We start from the raw sequence: 21,925 nt of genomic DNA, 5'->3' as shown, positions 1-21,925 counted from the left end.
GATTAAATATTATGTAGTTAAAACCTATAAATACTCTTCATCATTACTAAGGGATTTTTGAATATATAAATGAAAAAGGAGATCAGTTATTCCTATGCTAAGGGAACATACCTCACAATTATCAACAATACATGTTCAGTGTGCTTAAATGCTCATTCGCTTCAGTCAAATAATACATACACTATATGAAACTGTCACCAGACAACAAGAGAAGATAGGTTGAACGATTTAACAAGCAAATACATCCTAATACCAAAGGACATCACCCGGGTTTCCAAGGAAAGTTTGCATTTTTTAGTGATTTATCTGAAGTATATGTCTATGAAGGGCAAGTGCCGTACTATACAAATGCATTAACTGGTTAAAGATTGTCATAATAAATAGAGCAGGAAGGTTTTATCAGTGAGACTTTGGAAAGATCATTAGAATGTTCATTTTTGCAATAAAATTATATCCGTCCCTCGAATACAAGAGATTTTTTGAACTGTGATTGCTGTTCCCTTTAAGATTTTTAGTATATCTAAAAATAAATCCAGGCCATGATGTTTTAATGAGCGTAATAAAAATAAGCTTTTCCTTTGTTTGTAAGCGCATTCACAATCGCTCGAATATAGCTGTGAAAAGCTATCCAGATAAAATCTGCAGCGGTTTTTAAATTGAGATGGAGAAAGTATTCCGTTGCCAGGCAGAAAATAGGGTGGGTTGCTGATGATTAAATCAAATTTAGCAGTCCAGTGCTCTTTAAGTATTCAAAAGATGCCAGTTACATTGGAGTTCAGGTCGATTAATGTGAGCTACATTTTGAAAAAAGTACTCTGTATAAATATCCTGGACCTCAATAAAGTCAATTTGTCTTATTCCTTGAAGATGCCATGACAGTTCAAAGCCAATAACCCCGCATCCTGCACAGAGATCCAGTACTTTTAATGATGAAAGATCTGTCTGATTTAATTTGTGTTGCAACAAATTTTGCAAGATGGATGGAATCCAGACTGAAGCGGTATTCGTCAGGTTGTTTGTAATTATACGTATAATCTATGTTTCGCTCATTCTGCATGGTACAAAATTATTCCGGACATTTGCAATAATGAGTTTAAAGTATTTTATTGAGGAGTTGAAATAGATGAAGTACATTTGACCTATCTAAAACGGGTTGCTTGCTTACTGTTGAGTGAGATAATCCAGTGCTCCGTCGCGCGAAGTAAAGTCACCCTGTTTTATCCTGAGGCTTGGCTTTTGGTAATAGGTATTTTATAAATCCATTGACTTTCAATAGCTTTCATAAATAATTAAGAAATTAATGGCAGGAAGCTTGGATGTTTAGAAACAAAATTTTATTTGTTGTCTTTATTTTTATAACAATCTCGATAGTTTTTGTGTACGTTGCAATTAAACAAGCAAAAAATTTGCAACGTGATACAAAAGCCCTTATGGAAAAATATTATCTGTTAAATAAAACTGATAAAGCCGCAGCAAAAAGAACTCTTCTTATCATTTTAAGTCAAGAAAAACAAAATATTGCTGCATTGAAAGAATTAACCAATTTGTATCTTCGGGAGAAAAATTTTAAAAGTGCTTTACCTCTTTTACAAACTATTGCGCAACTTGAACCCAATGAAAAGCAGTTATTCCGGCTAGCAAATGTATATTATGAGATAGGCCAATGGGAGAAAGCGTATTCCATTTTTAATCCATTAACCCAGCAAAGCGAAAACTATACGATAAAACATCAGTCCTTGCTCATGTTAGACCGGATGAATTCCTTTATCTCTAATTATAAGACTAACTCAACAGCCGCTATAACTGGGCATGAGAACGCTCCAAACATAAACCAAATTTTTCTAAGTTGGTTTTATACTTTAAAAAACGAGCAGCCTGAGCGAGCTGATATATTATTACCCTTACTGTATACATTGGATTTTAAAAATCCTATTTTGAATCAAGAAATGGGATTTTTAGAGCTGAGAAGAAATCATTCGAAAAAAGCATTACAGTTTTTTTTACAAGCTTTTCAGGACAAGCCTACGGATCAAAGCGCTTTACAAATCGCATACTTATATATGCAGCTTGGCGATAAAGCCAATGCTGCGCATTATTTTTTAATCGCATCACAATCTAATATCAAAGAAACTAAGTTAGCAGCACTCAGAGGATTAGACTATTCTATTTTAGCCCAATCCAGTGAAACCTATCCTCAACAATTAAAAGATAAATTTGGCAATCAGTTTAAATTTGCAACCCGAGACAAAATTTTACTAGATAGGTTCTATTCTCTTAAAAAGAAAGATAAAGCCCTTGCCTGGAAACTAATTAAACAAATTATTTTAGAGTACCCATTAAATATTTTGGCTCTTAAAGAAGGTGGGTACTTGGCACTTGAACTACATCACTCAACGGAGGCCATTGAATATTTCACAAGGGTTTATCATCTTACAAGCGAACCTGACATTGCCCTGCAACTTGGCTATTTATATGATCAGAGTTCAAATAAGTATCTTGCTTACCAATATTTTAAGCTAGCCACCTTAAACCCTGATAAAGAACAGGAGCTTAAAGCGCAAAACGCTTTAACTAACCTAGCAGGATTACAAACCAAATTCTTACCTTCCCCTTATTTTGGGGAGATATTTTTTACTCCTTTTACACAGAGTAGATTTGGCCTTACCGTAAGGCCATTTATAAGTCGATTTGGAGTCGAATTAAATGACAGTTGGCAAACAAAAACTTACCTGGTTTTTAGACAAACTGATGATAATAAATCGACTAATTCAGGACAAATTCCACAAATTTATGAAGACAATGTGCGGATTCTTGGTGTCGGAGCACTAACTTATCCATTTAACAATTTTCCACTTGTCATTTGGGCGGAAGGAGGGGAAGCATATGACTTGGTGTTCCGTAATAGAGAACGATGGCGTGGTGATTTGAGGGGTGGGCTTATGTACTATAATGAGTTTGGGGTGAGACCGGCCTACTATCCCACGCTTAGAATTAGTCCTGATTATTATAGTAGTTTATACGGAGACATTACTTATTTTTCAAGGTATGACAATAATGTGATTGGTACTTTCAGGACGCATCAAGGGATTCATTTGGCGCAATACAAGAGCACAATGATCAACGTATACGCCTCGGCGCGCATTATTGAAGATTCTCGGCGGGAATTCTTCAATAATATTGCAGAAGTAGGTCCCGGGATTGGAATTATCCCATCAAACCGTTTTAGATTGGAATTAAGGTTTGAATACATTAAAGGGGTCTATTTGCCAGCCGGCGGCTCTGTTAACCCTTATGGGAAATATTACACAAATAAACTTGCGCAATTATTATTTTATGTGAAGGTATAAATGGAATCCACCTACGTTATCGTTGTATTTTTAGTCATGTGGTATTTTCTAATCTTTTTGGCTTTACTTTTTATTGCCTCAGGGGTTGATGACCTCTTTTTCGATTTTTACTATTGGATACGATATTTAATAAGAAAATGGCAATCGCGTTCGTTTAAACCTTTAACTTATGAAAAACTAGTCTCTATAGACGAAAAATACATTGCTGTGCTTATTCCTTGCTGGCATGAAGCCGGCGTTATTGGCACAATGCTGAAACATAATTGTTATTCAATCGAATACACAAAGTATGTTTTATTTGTTGGGGTATATCCAAATGACCCACAGACTGTAGCAGAAGTACGAGATGTAGAAGCATTGATAAGCAACGTGCATTGTGTAATAGGCGAACATTCAGGCCCCACCAATAAAGCCGCAAATCTAAATGGCATTTATACTTACGTGAAACAGTTTGAAGAGAAGCAGGGAATGCAATTTGATATTTTTGTTTTCCATGATTCAGAGGATGTGATTCATCCGCTTTCATTTAAGCTCTATAATTTTCTAATTCCTCGAAAAGACATGATTCAAATCCCGGTATTTCCTCTGGAGGTGAATCATTGGAATTTTACTCACTGGTTATATGCCGATGAATTCTCAGAAATACACACCAAGGACATTATCGTACGGGAGGCAATTCGAGGGCATGTGCCATCCGCAGGGGTAGGGACAGCATTTTCCAGAAGTGCGCTAAAGGCTATAGAAAATCCAACAACACACCAACCCTTTTCAACAGACTCATTAACTGAGGATTATCATACCTCGCTTGCTATTAGGCTGGAAGGGCTTAAGCAGATTTTTGTTACTCAAACTATCATTCGAATGAAATGGCAGCGTCGAGGCTTAATACGCAAGCGATATGTACTTAAGAAAACCAAAGAGTACATAGCAACAAGAGCCCTGTTTCCTATGGAGTACAAAAAAGCTGTGCGGCAAAAAGCTCGATGGATTATTGGGATAGTTTTCCAGGAATGGCTTCATTCCAAATGGCCAAAGTCATGGAAAGTTAAATACACTTTGGCTCATGATAGAAAATCCTTCATTGCCCATTTTATTAATGGATTTGGTTATTTTGTTTTAATATTCTGGCTCATATATGGCCTGTTTACTTACTCAAAACCAGAGTATCCATCTTTGCAGGAACAACTTAATCTACATCCTTGGGTCTGGGGACTTATAATCGCGGTTACATTTCTCATGTTACAACGTATGCTGCAGCGTTTTATTGCTGTATATAGGGTTTATGGCGTTATACCTGCCATTCTGTCAATCCCCAGGACTCCTTATGGAAACCTTCTAAATCTGCATGCTATCTTAAGGGCTTATAGGGTTTATTTTTCTACTTTAGGAGATTCAAAAACACCCTCAAAACAACCTGGCTGGGATAAAACTGAGCACCAATATCCCGGTAGCCATATTTTGATTTCCTATCGCCGTAGATTAGGTGATTTATTATTACAAAATAATTTCATTTCAGCAGAGCAATTAGAAAAGGCAATATTGGAGCAAAGAAAAACAGGTGAAAGGTTAGGTAGGGTTTTAGAGAAATTACATTACATAGATGAAAAATTCTTAACTGATGTCTTAGCCAAGCAATACAATTTGGAATTGTTTCCCAAATCTCAGATACCACCTAAACCAGAGGATTTTTCTAGCAAAGATTATAAATGGTTAATTGAACAAAATGCTTTTGTCATTTCCTTTGAGCCTCAAAAAAAAATAATAAAAATAGGAATTGAAGATCCTACTAATGAATTTCTTATCGAAAATATTATACTGCGATTTCAATCCTTTAACTTACAATTTGTGCTGTTAGACTCAAGCCGTTGATACTCAAGCGATTGCGAAAGTAATGTTTGTTGTAAAAACTCAACAATTCTTTCGCTCGCGTACCCATCTCCATAAGGAGAAGTATTTTTCACCATGGAATGGTAAAGGTCTTTATGATCTAGCAACCTTGTAACAGCATCAATAATATTTTGCTCTTCAGTACCGACTAATAAGCCTACTCCTTCATTTATGATAGCAGGCCGCTCAGTCGTGTTTCTCAAAACAAGGATTGGTTTTCCAAGAGCGGGGCCTTCTTCCTGTATTCCGCCGGAATCTGTAAGAATAAAAATTGAACGGCTCATTAAGTGAACAAATTCATCATAACGAAGTGGGGGAAGCAAATGGATCCTAGGTCTGTCTTTCAATAATGAGACGGTTACCTCTTGAACTTTTGGATTTGGATGAACAGGAAAGACGAAATTTACATCAAACTTTTGAGAAAGATTTACAATAGCTGAACAAATATTTATTAACGGCTGGCCAAAATTTTCCCTGCGATGAGCAGTTACCATCACTATATTATTAAGCTCGTCAAAATCCCCTCGATCAACGGTATTTTCAAGTGTCCAATACAGGGTGTCAATAACAGGGTTACCTGTGACAATTATTTTAGATGCTGGTATATTTTCACGTAGCAAATTTTCTTTTTCTGCAAGAGTCGGTGCAAAATGCCACGTAGATAATGGAGCCGTTAGAACTCTATTCATTTCCTCGGGAAAAGGTTCCCCTGAATTATAAGATCTTAACCCAGCTTCGATATGGCCAAATTTTATATGATGATAAAATGCTATCAGTGAGGAAACAAAAACAGTCGTGGTATCACCGGCAGCTAACAAAACATCAAATGTTGTTGTCTCTACTAATAATTCAAATTTACTGCACAAATTTCCCGTTAAAGTTCCTAAGGTCTGATTTACTGTCATACTGTTCAAATCAACATTGGGAATAATACGGAAAAATGTTAATAAGTCATCCAGCAAATTTCGGTGCTGAGCTGTATTTATTACACTCAATTTAACCCAAGGACACTGTTCTAGCCTAAAAATAACCGGAGCCATTTTGATTAGTTCAGGTCTTGTTCCTATCACACATCCGATATGTATTTTTTCCATCATATTAGTCTTAATTCTTGTGGGCTAAAATTAGACCTTGACTTCAGAGCAGGAGTCCACTCAGGGTGTACACAAACCATAAGCTCGCACCTCAATTATTTGTCCACTTGATTTATCTGCGTTAGTAAAACTTAATATGACAATTAACCATCCAGTTATATATTATAGTAAAAACTCTATACCACCAATCGAATGCCGAAGTTGATTGCTTAAAGCCAAAGAGTATCGATGCTGTAATTAATACCCAACCTATTAATCCATAACTGAGTGATACGAATCATCTAGTCGCAATAATGCTGCGATTTACCAAGCTTAATTTTTGAAGTCTGTCCTGCCATCAACTTTTACAATCTCCTATCACAAAGTGTGTGTTAATTTCTTTTATGATAAGCTTTCGGTAAAGACTATAGAATAGGTAAGGTATTCTAATTTTGCCCAATAAAGAAGCGCATATTTTTGAAGAATAAATACATTTAAATCCCAAATAAGGAATCCCCCAGAGCTAACGTTTGGGATTGTAGATCAGTAAATTGATAGCGAATTTAAGCCCGAGATAATAGATTAGTAAGGATTCTGAATGCGTTTTTATTATGGATGTATGGGTTTTCTGATAGCGAGCACGTTAGCTGCACAAAGTCAAAACTCGCTAACGCTTGAGCAAGCAATCCTTTTGGCGTATAAAAACAATCCATCACTAAAAGCACAAGTTGCTCTCGTTGAACATGCCAAAGGGCAGTTTATTCAGTCGAAATTATATCCCAACCCAAGTTTATCTATTCAAGCCGAAAACATTGGAACACCTTCTACACTTGAATCAGGGTATACTGGACCTGAGGAAACCATTTCAATTGAACAACCAATACCCCTTGGAAACCGGATATATTACCAAAGCAACGCCGCCAAAATGGAGTATTTCGCGGCTTGTATGAAACTTGAAGCTAGCCGATCAAATCTTTATATTGATGTAGGGAATGCCTACGTAGATGCTTTTTATGCCCAATATTGGACTCAAGCTTCAAAACGCCTTGTAAAGTTTAACCAATTAGTCGTTTCCAGTATAAAAAAACGGCTAGAAATAGGAGCTAATTCCGAAGTTGATTTGAAATTAGCAGAAATAGGACTTGATGAATCGATACTTATCTTTAATAAAGCCCGGCGATATGAACTGAAAAGCAAAAGACTTTTAGCGAATTTAATTGCTGTCTCCAGCCTTGAAAAAACCAAACTGAATGAAAAGGGACTTTCCCATCATTTAGATACCTGGCCTTCGATAAAAAATCGTCTTATCACCAGTAATCTTATCAAAGCCCAAATGGCGCTTGTAAAAGCGATGGGCGCTCGTATAACTGCAACAGCTAAAGAAATCTGGCCTAATTTAAATGTGCAATTAGGCTTTCGCCATTTTAAGCTTTATGATCAAAAAGCCCTTGTAATTTCCACAGCATCCCAAATACCGGTTTTTGATCAAAATCAAGGGAATCTTTACTCTGCGCATGCAAAACGCAACCAGGCCATTCAAGATTTACATCAATTAAAGCTAAATTTGGAAACCTTGTTATATGAGAGCTTTTTAGATGCCTCTCAATCAAAGGAAGAAGCCCAGATAGTAACCAGCAGAATGCTCCCTAGTGCAAAAAAAGCGGTTCGCTTGGCTCGCTCAGGGTTTGAGCAAGGGCGCTATAGTTATCTGGTTCTTAATAACGCCATGCTTGTACTGAACCGTGAAGAACAACATTATGCGAGGGCCCATGCTAATTATCATAAAGCTCTTATCAAAATCCAGGGCCTTTTAATGGGGGGCAGGGATGAGAAGTAAGGCCCGCTATGCATTCATTTCATAAAGGATAGAGATGAAAAAATACCATTATTCAATACTAGTCGCTGCCATTGTTGTTACTGCCGTTTCGTGGTTTTTATCAGCACACCTATCTAAATGCAGCAAATTAGCCTCTCAGCAGGAGGAAGTACCAGCCCGTGGGGATTCAAACCTAAGAAAAACGCAATTAAATGAACAACAAGAAAAAGAAGCACATATTGAGATATCGACAGCCGGGCCTGGAATCATTAAACAATATGTCCATCTAAATGGAAGAATCACCTTAAATCGAAATACAACCACCGAAGTCAGAGCACGATTTCCGGGAGTGGTTAAAAACGTCTTTGTTAATTGGGGAGATCCGGTAAAAAAGGGACAGCTTTTAGCAACCATTGAGAGCAATGAAAGCCTCAAAGACTATGAGGTTAAAGCTCCAGCGGAAGGAAGGATTCTGGCTCGAAATATTTCTGCTGGTAGTGTAGCTGGTGGAAATCCTCTATTTATCATTGCCAATTTAAACAATGTTTGGGCGGAGCTTCATGTTTTTCCAAGGGATCTAGACAAAATCCAGGAAGGACAAATGGTTATTATCCACTCTCAGGAGGGAGATAGAACAGCAGAATCGCCCATTGCTATGTTATTGCCAACAACAGACCCTTTAAGCCAAACAGTCATTGCCATAGTCGCTTTATCCAATTCAGAGAATGTCTGGCGTCCTGGTGCAATTGTGAGAGCTGATGTTCTAATTGGAGAAAAAAAAGTTCCCATCATGATAATGAAAACCGCTTTACAAAATTTCCGAAACTCTACCGTGGTTTTTACTAAGGTGGGAAATCAATATTTTATGCGGGAAGTGAAGTTAGGTGAGCAAGACAAGAATTGGGTGGAAGTTAAGCAGGGTTTGGAGGTAGGCGAAACCTATGTTTCAAAGAACAGTTTCATCATTAAAGCCGATATTGAAAAAGCAGAAGCAGAGCATGAACTTTAATCAGGATGATTCTTTATGCTAGAGCAAAGCATTCATTTTTCCATTCGCCATCGATGGCTGGTTTTATTGATCGTCCTGGGGTTAATGGGATTTGGGATTTACAATTTTAAAAATTTGCCCATTGATGCGGTGCCAGATATTACCAATGTGCAAGTACAAATCAACACCGAGGCAGAAGGGTATTCGCCATTGGAGGTAGAGCAACGAATTACCTTTCCAATCGAAACAGCCCTTGCTGGGCTTCCCAAACTTGATTATAGCCGATCGCTTTCACGCTATGGTCTTTCACAAGTGACCGTCGTATTTGAAGAAGGCACGAATATTTATTTTGCCCGTCAACTCATTGCTGAGCGATTACAACAAATAAAAAGTCAATTGCCTTCAGGTATAGTTCCAGAAATGGGTCCCATTGCAACAGGTCTGGGCGAAATATTTATGTATTTAGTGGAGGCTCAGCCTGGAGCTATCAAAGAAGATGCCAGCGCTTATACCCCTATGGACCTGCTGACCTTACAAAAGTGGGTTATTTTACCTCAACTTCGCAATACAAAAGGGGTGATCGAGGTAAACACTCTTGGCGGTCAAGACAAACAAGTCCATGTTATGCCTTACCCTCAAAAATTATTGGCTTATCAGTTGACGATGAACGACCTTATTAAAGCATTAGAAAAAAACAATGCCAATATGGGTGCAGGTTATATTGAAAAAAATGGCGAGCAGTATCTGATTCGGTTGCCAGGCCAAGTAAAAACCATAGAGGATATCAAAAATATTATTGTCGACAAACGGGATGAGGTGATTCTTCGTGTTGGTGACATGGCTGATGTGGCTTTAGGTTCACCTTTACGGACAGGGGCCGCTACCCAAAATGGCAAGGAATTAGTTTTAGGTACTGCAATGATGCTGGTTGGTGAAAATAGCCGGGAAGTTTCGGTTCGGGTTGCTAAAAAGCTGGAAGAAATCAATCGTACTCTTCCCAAAGGGATTATTGCCAAACCTGTTTATGACAGAACCAAACTGGTCGATAAGACCATCAAAACCGTTGGCAAAAATTTACTTGAAGGCGCACTCTTAGTCATTGTCATTCTTTTTCTTTTGCTTGGTAACATTCGCACGGCACTGATTACAGCAGCAGTAATCCCAATAACCATGTTAATAACCATTACTGGTATGGTAGAACAAGGAGTATCCGGTAATTTAATGAGCTTAGGCGCTCTTGATTTTGGTTTGATAGTCGATGGCGCCGTTATCATCATTGAAAACTGCTTACGCCGGCTGGGATTGGCTCAGCACGATTTAGGGCGCTTGCTAACAAAAGAAGAACGCTTCGACTTAACCTCACAAGCCGCCGCAGAAGTCATTCGCCCAAGTATTTTTGGCGTGCTCATCATTACTATGGTTTATTTCCCTATTTTTTCGCTTTCAGGTGTTGAAGGAAAAATGTTTCACCCCATGGCAATAACTGTCGTCATGGCACTTTCTATTTCACTTTTACTCTCGTTAACTTTTGTCCCTGCAGCAGTTGCACTTTTTATTACAGGCAAAGTAGAAAATAAAGAAAACTTCGTTATTTCTTTTATAAAAAAAGGGTATAAACCCTTATTAAGCTGGAGCATCACCTATCCATGGAAGGTGATCGGTTGTTCGTTATGTCTAATTTTACTTAGTCTTATTTTGTTATTGAACATGGGAACAGAGTTTATTCCAAATCTTGACGAAGGCGATCTTGCAATCCATGCTCTTCGAATCCCGGGGACAAGTTTAACCCAATCCATTGAGATGCAGGCAATCCTGGAAAAACGCCTTAAACAATTTCCAGAAGTACAAGAAATCTTTAGCAGAATTGGAACTTCTGAGGTAGCAACTGATCCAATGCCTCCGAATATGGCAGATACTTTTGTGATGCTAAAGCCTCGAGAGGAATGGCCTAATCCTAAAAAACCAAGAGCAGACTTGATTAAAGAAATGAAAAATGTGCTTGAAGACATTCCTGGTAATAGCTATGAATTTACACAACCCATTCAAATGCGTTTTAACGAACTCATCTCAGGTGTGAGAAGTGATTTAGCCATTAAAATATTTGGCGATAATATTGATGAATTAATGAACATTGCTGAACAGATTAAGGCTATGCTTGCTAAAACCCCTGGTGCTTCAGATATCAAAATTGAACAGGCAACAGGATTACCAGTGTTATCAATTATCCCTGATAAGGCAGCAATGGAAAGTTATGGACTTAATATTGCTGATGTACAGGATGTAATTAGGGTGGCTATGGGGGGAAAGAATGTAGGCCAGTTATTCGAAGGTGATAAGAGATTTAATATTGTTGTAAGACTGCCTGAGCCACTTCGCATCGATGTGGAAACACTAGAAGAATTACCCATACCCCTGGGTTCTAAAATAAGTGCCAAGTCAAAACAACCTAATTACGTCCCTCTTAAAGAAATTGCGAAACTTAGCGTTTCTTATGGCCCTAATCAAATCAGTCGAGAAAATGGCAAACGTCGTGTTGTTGTCACAGCAAATGTGCGTGATAGAGATTTGGGTGGCTTTGTTGATAACCTTAAACAAAATATTCGTGAACAAATTAAATTGCCAGCTGGAATATGGATTGATTATGGCGGTACGTTTGAGCAGCTTATTTCAGCACAATCGCGATTAATGATCGTCGTTCCTATTACCTTATTGCTGATTCTCAGCCTTTTATTTATGGCATTTGCTTCAATCCAGGATGCCTTAATTATTTTTTCCGGGGTTCCCTTAGCACTTACGGGAGGGGTGGTTGCTCTTTGGATGAGGGCTATTCCATTTTCCATTTCTGCGGGTGTTGGTTTTATCGCCTTGTCTGGGGTTGCTGTACTAAATGGGGTAGTCATGATTTCATTTATCCGAAACTTGATTCAAACAGGAGTTCCATTGAAGAGCGCGATTACGCAAGGGGCACTCACACGATTAAGGCCGATTTTAATGACCGCTTTAGTGGCCAGTTTAGGCTTTGTGCCAATGGCCCTTAATGTAGGGGCAGGAGCCGAAGTCCAAAGACCGCTTGCCACAGTTGTAATTGGCGGAATTTTATCATCAACTTTTTTAACCTTGTTGGTTTTACCAAGCTTATATCTTGTGATTCACAGAAAAAACAAACCTTAAGGGTTTGAGACTGCTGCAATTAAACCGTTCCGATAAGAGATTGTTTTCTGAGATGTTTGTATTATTTAATACCCACATAGATATTTGAATTGCTATTAAGCCTGATATTCTTAAAACTTGCAATATCATGCATATTTGAATCTGCATAGGCTGTTTGAGATCTGAGCAAAAGCTAAAGAAGGCATTGGTTAAAACGTTTAAGCGAGACTATGTAGCTTTAGTAACCCAGAAATGCGTACATAATTCAGCAACTTCCCCCAATTGATTAACTTCCATTACCTCATCAGTTTTTGAATTAGAATTGGAATATAAAAGGACATTTTAATGTTGGTTTGACATGTATTGATCCTCTCAATGGATTTTATTTGGCTTAAGGGATAAAATATTAGCCAATTATTATTAGAAATTAATATTATGAAAACCAAGCAAGAGAGAACGATTGAAAGTTATGATATTCATACGCAATTATATCTACACGTAGATGAGGATCAAAACCGTCGCCATCAACGATTTCGTTACATGTACAATGTATTGGCAATACTAGCTGCATTGATTCCCCGGTCTCTTTACTTTTCACAGTGCAAGCATCAAGGATGGAGAGAAAGCAGAGCGGATTTTCAACATGGCAGGCAATAGGTGCTAGTTTTTTTTTCGCGATTGTTCCCATAGCTTCCGGCATTATGAGTTGGAATATCATCGATAAACTTGAAAATGCCCGACGCCGAACCGATAAAATTCAGAAAACAACCATGTCTAAAGAGGATTGGATTTATCATAGCGCTCTTTTAAAACAAACAAAAAATCAAATGAATGAACTAGGAATTAACGTTAAAGCGAGAGATCTTAGTTTAATATCTCGAAAAAAGAAAAAAGTTATAATCGAATATCAAGAGGATGAGCCTAAACTATCGTTCAATGGAGAAATGGTTGATGTATACATGGATGTTGCTCAAATTGATCGTGATCGCAAGCTTAGTTGCTGTGCTATTACTTTACGCGAAAACAATGAAGGAAAAGATAACGAGCAACTTCTAGGTTTAACTTACTTTTTCAAGAATAAACATGCCGAAAGTGTGGCGATTGTTGAAGAGTTAGAAACACAGTATAACCTTAAAAGATAAACAGGGGACTGGGATTGCGTTCAACCCCAAAGACAACCCCCCTAAGTCTGATTATTTTGATAATCAGACTTAGGGGGAAATTCTTTTTTAATCAGATTTAAAAATTTACACGGCTCCCTTTTGGGATGCCGTGTTTTTAATCAAACATTCTTGTCGATGCGTTTAGCTAATTCAATGACTTCATCTGTTATTGTTTGAGAATACTCAAGATTTGCACATTCCAGTTGCCTAAAGAAAGTATTGTCATACCACTCAACATTATAAACAAATCCAGTTTGTTTATTTCCAGTTACATCAACAGTTGTAATTTTTTCGTTGACATCATTTCTCACGGCTTCCTTGGCAATAACAACTGAGCCATGACTTAAGCGAATGTTATTTTCACTAAACGCACAATATCCGACGTCATTGTTTTTAAAAAATTGAATTGCACCAACCCATCCTTGACCTTTTAAATAAGTAAGATAAGGAGCAACGCCAATGAATTCACTGATGTCATTTGATGGAACGCCTACAAATGTGTAAGCCATCTTGAGATCACCAATAGAATGTCGCATATGAGTTGACCTTGGATCGTAATCATTGTTTTGCTTCTTCATTTGATGTTCAGCAATGGTTTTAATGCTCAACAAATGCTGCGCTCTTTCACTTGGCTGGTTTATGTAACCATATTTAGAAATATCATTCTTATCTTTTTCCAACTCCTTTTTGAATTGGGAATAACTAGACATTTTTTTTTCAGGCACAATTTGAACGCCTCCATCAGGATAGAGCATATTTTGTTTTTTAAAGTGTTCAACCGCCCAATTATTTCTAACCTTTTGAATGGGTGCTGTATCTTCAGCAACTGCTGTCATTGCTGTTGTTATTAATGCTGCCAAAATAATTTTTTTCATAACTTAATTTCCTTTTAATCTTAATAATCCCACCAGCCATCATAGATATTGCAATCTCCAGCGCTGGTCATGACATCTAACCTTTCTTTCCCTTTTAGATACGAAAAATGATATCCATTAACCCACCAGCCATCACCTTTATAAGCTTCGCGTGAATGATATGCAGCTGCTCGCCAAGTTTCTTGAGTTCCTGTATTAATTATGTGAAGCGGTTTTGACCACCCTTTGGGGTAATGATGACTTTCAACCCTCCACCAATAAGAGTGACCTAGATGCCAAGTAATGGATTCATTAAATCCAATGCAATTGGCTCTGCTTCTCCTTGTAATTAGGAGCGTTGAGGATAAATGCAAATTTTAATTTTATATAGATGTCTTAGTAAATTGTTTTAAATGACCAGCAATTTCTTCTTTAATGTGGTCATGCATTTGAATGCAGTTCTTTTATTCCCATCTGGGAAAGCATGGGCTTGTGCAATTGCTAATAGGTAAAGAGCTGCAAGCAGATATATATCTGCTATATTATCGTAAAAATAAGCATTTAAAACTCTGTTGGCAGCGCCGCTGATGCGCCCCAAATCGTGCGCTGGCGCTGATGACAGAACAGAGGATTGAATAAAAATGATATCCTTTTCGTCTAAAATTTCGATTTTCATCTATCAGCTAAAGCTTGAATGACACTGGCATGCCGCTTTTCTATTTTAGACAGAGCCAATTTCACTTTTTCTTGGTGAGTTAATTTCTCAGTTTTAGGGTTAAGAATTAAGTCATCTTTCCCCTTCTGGCGAATGCAAACAGTTTCGCCATTTCTATTTTCATTCAAAATTTTAGCAAGATTTTGCCTCATTGCCGTATAAGATATTGTGTGCATTATAACCCCCTATGTACATGTACAAATTATAGAGGTTTTGATTAAGAAAACATTAAGTTTTAAATAATCATTGGTTATTTTAATATCGTGATCTGCGTGTGTCCATCGTACCCTAATACTGAAAATTTTTGTGCGTAATTCGCTTGATAAGCCACTAATCCAACTGAGTATGAATAAGTTTTTATTTCGATTAAGCTCTCTACAAATCGTCGCTTTATATCTGCCTGTTGCATCGTTATTCTGATGCTGTGCATAATCTGCATAAAAACTTAATTTGTCTTCTTTCCATTATTCAGCATTTATTTTTTAAAAAGTACTTGATTCAGTTGAATTGGAGTTAGGTGAACAGTGCCATCATGAACTGGTGCTGACGTCAATTCATAATGCGTAATCAGGTAGGCTATTATTGTCTTAAAAAGATACTCAGCGAGATTATGTGATGGGCATTGTCGTTTGCCTTGAAAAAAAATGCCTCGTGTTATTTGTGCTCTCTCTTGATTTAGGCTGCCATCTGTGTTTTTAAAGCGAGAAGGCTTAAAAAGTCCAGGTTGCTCACCAACCAGTGCGTGATTGAAAAAAGGCCAGTGACGCAATATAACAATCATTGAATTGGCAGAGATCATCTGGTCGCCTACCTTTAAGTCCTTAGTAGTAAAACGCCAAGATCTCGAAGCCACTTGATTTTCTGCAACGGATTCCTCTACCCGTGCAAATCGACAACTTTCCAAATACAGACGATGTAACAGACCTCCTTTTTGTTTGTCATCGTTAATTTGCTGAAAAATTTCATCTTCTGAGTGCGAAAACAATTCAGCAGGTAGCGCACTTCTAACTTTGCTTAATAGCTTGGGCTTAGACATTAATGCAGTTAAAGCATTGGCTACTATACTTGCCACCCCGGTGCTAGCCACCAACATTCCAGGCAAGGTTCTAATCATAGGTTCATTTAAATAAAGCCCTAGCTGTGATTTATCTAAGGTTTGTAAATGTGTCCTTAGCATCTCTCGATCGGAGTTCAGTTTTAGTTTTTTTGCGATCAAATGTATAATGGCCAGACTTAACACATTTCTTATCGGATAATTCTGATCGCCATAATGATGTAAATCAGTCAAAATAGCTTCTTGTTGACTCGCAAGAAATTGTTGAATTTGCATTTGATATTCTTGTTGACCTTTCCTGGCTGAAGCATATAAGCCAAGATGGAAGAGTGTTGGATAATGCAAGTTAGCTAAATAAAGACGTATTTCGTTTGCAAAATCAGCTCCGGAATCTTGATTTCCCTTTGATAAAGAAGCCAATGCACCTAAAAAAGGGTGATCAATAGCTTGCTCCGAACTTAAATTAAATAACCCTTGGAAAAATAAAGCGCTTACCAATTGAGCGAGAAATACTTTTAAGTTAATAGGTTGGTTTTCCTCTAATCTATCTAAACCAGATTTTAAATGTTCAAGCCCTAATGCGATGTATTTACGGGGTTGAGCCATTGCGTGGACAAAACACTGGTGATAATTAATCGCATCGGATTCAGTGCTTGCCAATAATGAAGTTCCACCCAAAACATAGTCAACCATATCCATAGGAGCCCTGCCTCGTGGTTCATTATCTAATTGGTTGATGAGCTCAGTTAGATCGTGATCATTCTTTGCTTTCAAAAAATAGACGTTACCAAATAGCCAGCCGAAATTAACCCGAACGATTTGACTTGGGGTTTGCTGTAATATTTGAAGTAGATGAGCTGAATCTGGTCCTTTAAAAAAATTAAACATTTTTATTTCCTATTTCTACATTGTTGCCATTTCAGTGAGCTTTGGTACAAATAAGGGTTCATTTAGTCACAAGAGGCCTTAACTCTAGTTCTGAGTTGAGGGCGAAGTGATTACAGCATTTTCACATTCGATTTGGAATTTACCACCCTTCCTGCAGTTGGATAGAGCATTATGCTCCTATGAATGGATCTACTCATTTAATTATGCGGATGCAACGTATCTTTCAGGTACTATGTTTATCATAAATTTGTACCCTGTCAATGCCTCTGGCAGCTTGCTGTATAAATCATCAGAATAAGAAGAGGTTGTAGAAAAACCTAGTATGATATTTGAAATTAATAAGTTTATTTTGTTGTTCACAATTCTATCCTTAGAAATTGCTGTGCGGCGAAAGTGTATAACAGGAAGCACATAAAAAATAGATATACTTCTTGTCGAATATAAATTCATCGCCGTTTCATTCATTGGTAGAGCATTGAAGGTAAGTATTCAATTTTTTCTTTTTGCTAAACTGAAGCCTTTTTTGTCTATCAGATATAAATTCAAAGGAGGAGTTAGAAAAGATTTAACTTATTATAAAGAATATTGCTCTTCCGATATTTAGATGGTAGGTTAAATTTACCCTTAAACACGTGCTGTTCCATTTGTAACCCTTTAAATCTATGAAATTTTTACGCAGCGCGTATAACTTTTTTATCTATCACTTGCTATTATTCAGTACTGCTGTGGTGCCACACTACTGCCTGGCAAACCCTGCAGCCAGCATCCCTCAGAATTCCCAAGGAACGACTACCGCTATAAACGAAAGCGACCTATATACTTTTGAGCAATTAGGTTGGGATAGCTCCATAACTCTTAATGGATATCAACCTAATTACACGTTCTACCTACCCATTCCAAAACGCTTAAACATTCAAAAAGCTTTTTTGCATCTAAAAATGGCTTTTTCTCCTTTATTAAAGGAAGGAACCAGGGTTGATCTTCACTTTAATCAAACCCCCATTCGTCATTTAGTCATACCTAATCACCTAAACGAGGAGGTAAGTTGGGATATTGAACTGCCATTGACAAATTTATCTCCAGACTGGCAGAAACTAACTTTCTCGGCCAAGTTCGTAAGCACAAAGAACTTATGTGATCCAGACATTTGGATCTATATCTCACCGCAAAGTAGCCTGTCAATTGCAGCCACAATACAACCATTCATGGGATCGCTAAACCAACTCCCTTATCCCTTCATTGACCCTACTGCTATTAAGTTAACACCAACTTTGTTATTGCTTCCTTCAAATCCTACGGCACAAGAAATATTTTCCTTGCTCAATGTGGCTACCCAATTAGGGCAATCCTCAGGAGACCAAACGCTTAACTTATCAGTAGGTTTTATAAATGAAAATGAAAAAGCCCTGGCTAAGAGCAATCTAATCCTTATAGCCACCTTTGAACATCTTAAGCAAAGTTACTTTGCACAAACTGCCCTGAGTCAACAATCTTCAATTATAAATAAAGCATTAAAGAGTTCGTCAGGCATTCTGGTACTGACTGGCTCCCCCTTCAATTCAGTGCTAGGGCAATTAATAATTACAGGAAACAATTCGAGTTCTTTAAATAAAGCCGCGAGTGCCTTCTTATCCTCTGAATTTACATCGCTCTCTTCAGGCAAAATCGCCGTGGTTGAGCAAATTCAAACTTCACCTCAAATCAGTTCAAGGGGAAGGTGGTACCAGTCCAGTTTGAAGGAATTGGGTTATCCAAGTAAAAGTGTTTCAGGCCTAGGCCAGCATCGCCTTACCTATAGTATTCCCTTGCCCAATAACCACATACCACTTCAAGGGAGGATTAAAACCTACGTTACAGCACCCATTTTTCCCGGAAAAAATTATTCCTATATTACGCTTTTGGTGAATGGTTTAAAGCAATCCACCTATTGGTTAACGAAAGAGCATTCTAATTGGCAGGCGGAAATCGATTCAAGTGCTATGAAGCCTGGGATTAATACAATTGATTATTTAGTTAATTTGCACCGTGAGGGAGAGTTATGCACTCCTGAAAATGCTCATGAGTTGTGGGCAACCATCCATGCAGAAACTCAGTTTGAGACAGGCTTGTCGACTAGTTTTCCTCTCGCAATGCTCAACCAGCTCCCTGTACCTTTCAGCAATAAGGTCAATGTTATTTTACCTGATGTTTTATCCAAGGATGAGATTGATAGACTCGCTAATTTATTTTATAAATTTGGACAGTTGATTGCTCCAAATCCATTGCAACTTAAATTTCATAATAGCCGTGGGGTAAATGAAGAATTTGTTAGAAATCATAATGTTATTCTTTACGGCACTCCTGAAACCAATCCATGGGTGAAATTTGCTCTTGAATACATGCCGGTTCAATTAAACGGGGCTTCTCGCCTTCTTAAGCAACACAACCGCAAACTGCAAGTGACTGGTGAACAATCATTCGGATTACTGGAGTTAACCTCCTCACCATGGAGTGAAGACAATGCGGTTTTATTAATTACTGCAAATGCCCAGAATGCCTTATATTTAGCCTGCAATGCGCTTAATGATGATAAAACCCGCATGAGCCTTAATGGCAATATTGCATTAATTAATTCTAACCAATCAATTGAGCTCCTAAACAGCTATGACAACAGTTATATAAGCCTAAGACACAGAGTTACAACTTATATCGTTAATGTGGCAAAAAATATTCAATATTATTTGGGAACGCATTTGCAAATTTTAATTATTATTTTTGCGATAATAGTACCCATATGGATATTGCTTCGACGCAAAAAAAGGGGCGATTAATGGGCTTTCAGGCACAGGTTATTCTCCTATTAGGATCCCTGCTGCTGGTTCAAGCCTGTCAATGTCACCCTTCTAAATTCTTTGATCCCGGAAATGCTTTCCCTTCAACCCTGAACGAACTTCAGCCGTCCTCATATTGGCTGGATAATAAAAAACCCTTTGCAACCAATGCATGGTTTATCAATTTGGTTCTCAAACAAAGTAGCAGTAGCTTCAGCAATCCAGTTAACCAGTTCCCCTATCTCATTAAAACAAGCGCAAAAGGCATCAGTTTGAGTTATACAGGACCGAATTTTTATGCCGAGCCTGCTTATCCAAACATTGTGTCTGCGCTGTATTATCAATTTTCTGATCAATTAACTTTAGGCCCACTTGAATCCATGCCAAGTTATGGTCTGGAAAATTACCATGGACTGCAAATTCAATTATCATGGAAAAATCACCTAGAGCAAAAAATGACTTCACCCTTGTTACAAGGTTCCCCTTATATCACTCAAATGTTTGTAAATGCGACACCCAAACTGCATTCAAACTACAAGTGGCTCTCGATAAATAACCAAACTAAACCTGGAATACTGGCTACAAACACTCGATATGAGGTGGTGCAAGCCCTGGATGAGCACAATACGCAAACCTGGCTTCTTTATAGCGAAAAATCCCTTCAATTCCATTGGAAGATTTCAAAAGAAGGACAAGAACTGGTCGCAACTAACCCTTACTCCGGTTGGATTAGATTAGTTCTACAAAAAGACAGCTCAATGGGGATAGAAAATGATGCGGCCACCCTTGATAACTATAGCCAGACCATTCCTCTTGATTATCAGCAGCATTATACTGTAAACCCAAGCAACTTGATTTATTCTTTCTCCTGGACCACTCAAAATGGCCAGCCTCCCCTTATGCTTTCACTGCCACATCAGCGTAACTCTTCTACATCCTCGTTAATAAACTATTTTGGCATAAAAGGTCTCCTGCGGGGTGAAACCAGCTCGAAATGGGAAATTGTTCTACCCAAAGTGCCAATACAATTTTTAGAACCCAAAAGAATGTCCGGTGAACAACTGCTACCGTTGCGGGCGGCTTTAAGATCGGAAGCGAATCAATTATTAACCCAGCCCTTTCCGGATGATGGGCCATACAGGGTCGGTAAACGATACGCTCGTGCTGCTCGCCTGATTTTAATTGCCCGCCGTCTCAAAGAATCGCGTTTAGAAAAGGCAATGCTCCAGTTTATTGAAAAACGATTAAGCGAAAAAATGAAAGGTCAGTCGAGCTGGCACTTTGAGTACGACACGACTTGGGGCGGAATCATCCCCAGTGTAAATGATTATGGTGCTCGTCATTATACCGATCACCATTTTCATTATGGATACTGGGTTTATACCTTCGCTGTGATCGCAAAATTGGATCCTCACTGGCTTAATCGTATTGTCAAAGGAAAACCCTTTTCGCCAAAACAATGGATAGACTGTTTAATTCGCGACTTCGCCAATGAAAACAAAGACGATCCCTATTTTCCTGTGCAACGCTATCAAGACGATTATTCAGGGCATTCCTGGGCTTCGGGATTGACATCTTTTGTAGATGGGCAAAATGAGCAATCCAGCAGCGAGGCAGTAAATGCATACTACTCACTTGCTTTATACGGTCGTGCAATTCATGATAAAAGTCTTTTGAATTGGGCCCAATTTCTCATGAATCGAGAGTTAAAAGCCGCGCAGCTTTACTGGCAAGTTAAAAGAAATAATTCCATTTACCCGGAACAATTTAAAGCAAATAATCAAGTGGTAGCCAATCTTTGGCAAAATAAAATTGATGCCAATGCTTTTTTTAAAGCATGCAATAAAGGGTATCGCTGTGGTATTGAATTTTCATATGGCATTGAAATGCTTCCTTTTAATGCCATCTCCTTGCAACTACTTGATAGAGATTGGCTGAAAGAGATATATCCATTAATAAAAAAACTGATCACAAACCAGTATGCTACTATTTCCCCTGCCTGGAAATGGCTATTGATTAAAGGGTTAGCACCTATTATGGATGAAACGGAAAAAGCTTATTACTTTAAGCAAGTTATGGATTCAAACCAGGAGGAATATGATAATGGTGATTCTAAAACTAATACTTTGTATTTTCTGATCAATGATTGATAAATCAGCAAGAAAGGATTCTTGGATTCG

The 21,925-nt window shown here is 38.0% G+C and carries 13 protein-coding genes and 1 pseudogene; 8 read left to right on the top strand and 6 right to left on the bottom strand.

What is annotated here, in order from left to right; all coding sequences use genetic code 11:
• Positions 1 to 431 precede the first annotated feature (431 nt).
• Positions 432 to 1,057 (bottom strand): annotated as a pseudogene (locus EL203_RS14735) (methyltransferase).
• 259 nt (positions 1,058 to 1,316) lie between these two features.
• On the opposite strand from EL203_RS14735, the gene EL203_RS06710 reads away from it, so the two are divergent.
• Positions 1,317 to 3,347, top strand: a complete 2,031-nt coding sequence (locus EL203_RS06710; protein ID WP_058471043.1) for a tetratricopeptide repeat protein — start codon at positions 1,317 to 1,319, stop codon at positions 3,345 to 3,347.
• Complete coding sequence (locus EL203_RS06705) at positions 3,348 to 5,216, top strand: glycosyl transferase family protein (RefSeq protein ID WP_058471044.1); 1,869 nt, start codon at positions 3,348 to 3,350, stop codon at positions 5,214 to 5,216.
• On the opposite strand, the gene wecB is transcribed toward EL203_RS06705, so the two are convergent.
• Positions 5,171 to 6,331, bottom strand: coding sequence for a non-hydrolyzing UDP-N-acetylglucosamine 2-epimerase (wecB, locus tag EL203_RS06700; RefSeq protein WP_064108401.1), 1,161 nt, complete (start codon positions 6,329 to 6,331; stop codon positions 5,171 to 5,173). The two genes, EL203_RS06705 and wecB, sit on opposite strands and share 46 nt — an antisense overlap.
• Before the next feature lie 574 nt (positions 6,332 to 6,905).
• On the opposite strand from wecB, the gene EL203_RS06695 reads away from it, so the two are divergent.
• The 4 genes from EL203_RS06695 to EL203_RS06680 all read left to right on the top strand — a co-directional run bounded on the left by EL203_RS06695 (position 6,906) and on the right by EL203_RS06680 (position 13,403).
• Positions 6,906 to 8,144 (top strand): TolC family protein, encoded by a 1,239-nt coding sequence (locus tag EL203_RS06695; protein WP_058471045.1) that lies wholly within the window; start codon positions 6,906 to 6,908, stop codon positions 8,142 to 8,144.
• A gap of 34 nt (positions 8,145 to 8,178) precedes the next feature.
• Entirely contained in the window at positions 8,179 to 9,132 is a 954-nt protein-coding gene (locus tag EL203_RS06690) for an efflux RND transporter periplasmic adaptor subunit (RefSeq protein WP_058471046.1), read from the top strand.
• A gap of 15 nt (positions 9,133 to 9,147) precedes the next feature.
• Entirely contained in the window at positions 9,148 to 12,282 is a 3,135-nt protein-coding gene (locus EL203_RS06685) for an efflux RND transporter permease subunit (RefSeq protein ID WP_058471047.1), read from the top strand.
• A gap of 593 nt (positions 12,283 to 12,875) precedes the next feature.
• On the top strand, positions 12,876 to 13,403 hold the full coding sequence (locus EL203_RS06680) for a hypothetical protein (protein WP_058471048.1): 528 nt from the start codon (positions 12,876 to 12,878) through the stop codon (positions 13,401 to 13,403).
• Between the two features lie 140 nt (positions 13,404 to 13,543).
• On the opposite strand, the gene EL203_RS06675 is transcribed toward EL203_RS06680, so the two are convergent.
• The 4 genes from EL203_RS06675 to EL203_RS06655 all read right to left on the bottom strand — a co-directional run bounded on the left by EL203_RS06675 (position 13,544) and on the right by EL203_RS06655 (position 16,935).
• Positions 13,544 to 14,299, bottom strand: a complete 756-nt coding sequence (locus EL203_RS06675; protein WP_058471049.1) for a hypothetical protein — start codon at positions 14,297 to 14,299, stop codon at positions 13,544 to 13,546.
• 388 nt (positions 14,300 to 14,687) lie between these two features.
• The gene (locus tag EL203_RS06665; RefSeq protein WP_058471050.1) at positions 14,688 to 14,954 is read right to left on the bottom strand and encodes a type II toxin-antitoxin system death-on-curing family toxin; all 267 of its coding nucleotides are present in this window, start codon (positions 14,952 to 14,954) and stop codon (positions 14,688 to 14,690) included.
• Positions 14,951 to 15,169, bottom strand: a complete 219-nt coding sequence (locus EL203_RS06660; protein WP_058471051.1) for a type II toxin-antitoxin system Phd/YefM family antitoxin — start codon at positions 15,167 to 15,169, stop codon at positions 14,951 to 14,953. Before EL203_RS06660 ends, EL203_RS06665 begins: the two co-directional genes overlap by 4 nt.
• Positions 15,170 to 15,468: 299 nt before the next feature.
• On the bottom strand, positions 15,469 to 16,935 hold the full coding sequence (locus EL203_RS06655; RefSeq protein ID WP_058471053.1) for a cytochrome P450: 1,467 nt from the start codon (positions 16,933 to 16,935) through the stop codon (positions 15,469 to 15,471).
• 662 nt (positions 16,936 to 17,597) lie between these two features.
• On the opposite strand from EL203_RS06655, the gene EL203_RS06650 reads away from it, so the two are divergent.
• Both EL203_RS06650 and EL203_RS06645 read left to right on the top strand, forming a co-directional pair.
• Complete coding sequence (locus EL203_RS06650) at positions 17,598 to 19,745, top strand: cellulose biosynthesis cyclic di-GMP-binding regulatory protein BcsB (protein WP_058471054.1); 2,148 nt, start codon at positions 17,598 to 17,600, stop codon at positions 19,743 to 19,745.
• Complete coding sequence (locus EL203_RS06645; protein WP_058471055.1) at positions 19,745 to 21,895, top strand: glycosyl hydrolase; 2,151 nt, start codon at positions 19,745 to 19,747, stop codon at positions 21,893 to 21,895. The genes EL203_RS06650 and EL203_RS06645 overlap by 1 nt, the downstream gene beginning before the upstream one ends.
• Positions 21,896 to 21,925 lie beyond the last annotated feature (30 nt).

The organism is Legionella jordanis, from assembly GCF_900637635.1.
GTDB classification, from domain to species: domain Bacteria; phylum Pseudomonadota; class Gammaproteobacteria; order Legionellales; family Legionellaceae; genus Tatlockia; species Tatlockia jordanis.
Note: the sequence above shows the minus strand (reverse complement) of the source record. Positions and strands in the feature narration are given on the sequence as shown.

Excerpts from the sequence above, each read along its gene's own strand:
- EL203_RS06645 (WP_058471055.1), top strand. The coding sequence starts at position 19,745 with ATGGGCTTTCAGGCACAGGTTATTCTCCTATTAGGATCCCTGCTGCTG.
- EL203_RS06690 (WP_058471046.1), top strand. The coding sequence starts at position 8,179 with ATGAAAAAATACCATTATTCAATACTAGTCGCTGCCATTGTTGTTACT.
- EL203_RS06655 (WP_058471053.1), bottom strand. The coding sequence starts at position 16,935 with ATGTTTAATTTTTTTAAAGGACCAGATTCAGCTCATCTACTTCAAATA.
- EL203_RS06685 (WP_058471047.1), top strand. The coding sequence starts at position 9,148 with ATGCTAGAGCAAAGCATTCATTTTTCCATTCGCCATCGATGGCTGGTT.
- EL203_RS06650 (WP_058471054.1), top strand. The coding sequence starts at position 17,598 with ATGAAATTTTTACGCAGCGCGTATAACTTTTTTATCTATCACTTGCTA.
- EL203_RS06710 (WP_058471043.1), top strand. The coding sequence starts at position 1,317 with ATGTTTAGAAACAAAATTTTATTTGTTGTCTTTATTTTTATAACAATC.
- EL203_RS06675 (WP_058471049.1), bottom strand. The coding sequence starts at position 14,299 with ATGAAAAAAATTATTTTGGCAGCATTAATAACAACAGCAATGACAGCA.
- EL203_RS06705 (WP_058471044.1), top strand. The coding sequence starts at position 3,348 with ATGGAATCCACCTACGTTATCGTTGTATTTTTAGTCATGTGGTATTTT.
- wecB (WP_064108401.1), bottom strand. The coding sequence starts at position 6,331 with ATGATGGAAAAAATACATATCGGATGTGTGATAGGAACAAGACCTGAA.
- EL203_RS06695 (WP_058471045.1), top strand. The coding sequence starts at position 6,906 with ATGCGTTTTTATTATGGATGTATGGGTTTTCTGATAGCGAGCACGTTA.
- EL203_RS06680 (WP_058471048.1), top strand. The coding sequence starts at position 12,876 with ATGGAGAGAAAGCAGAGCGGATTTTCAACATGGCAGGCAATAGGTGCT.
- EL203_RS06665 (WP_058471050.1), bottom strand. The coding sequence starts at position 14,954 with ATGAAAATCGAAATTTTAGACGAAAAGGATATCATTTTTATTCAATCC.
- EL203_RS06660 (WP_058471051.1), bottom strand. The coding sequence starts at position 15,169 with ATGCACACAATATCTTATACGGCAATGAGGCAAAATCTTGCTAAAATT.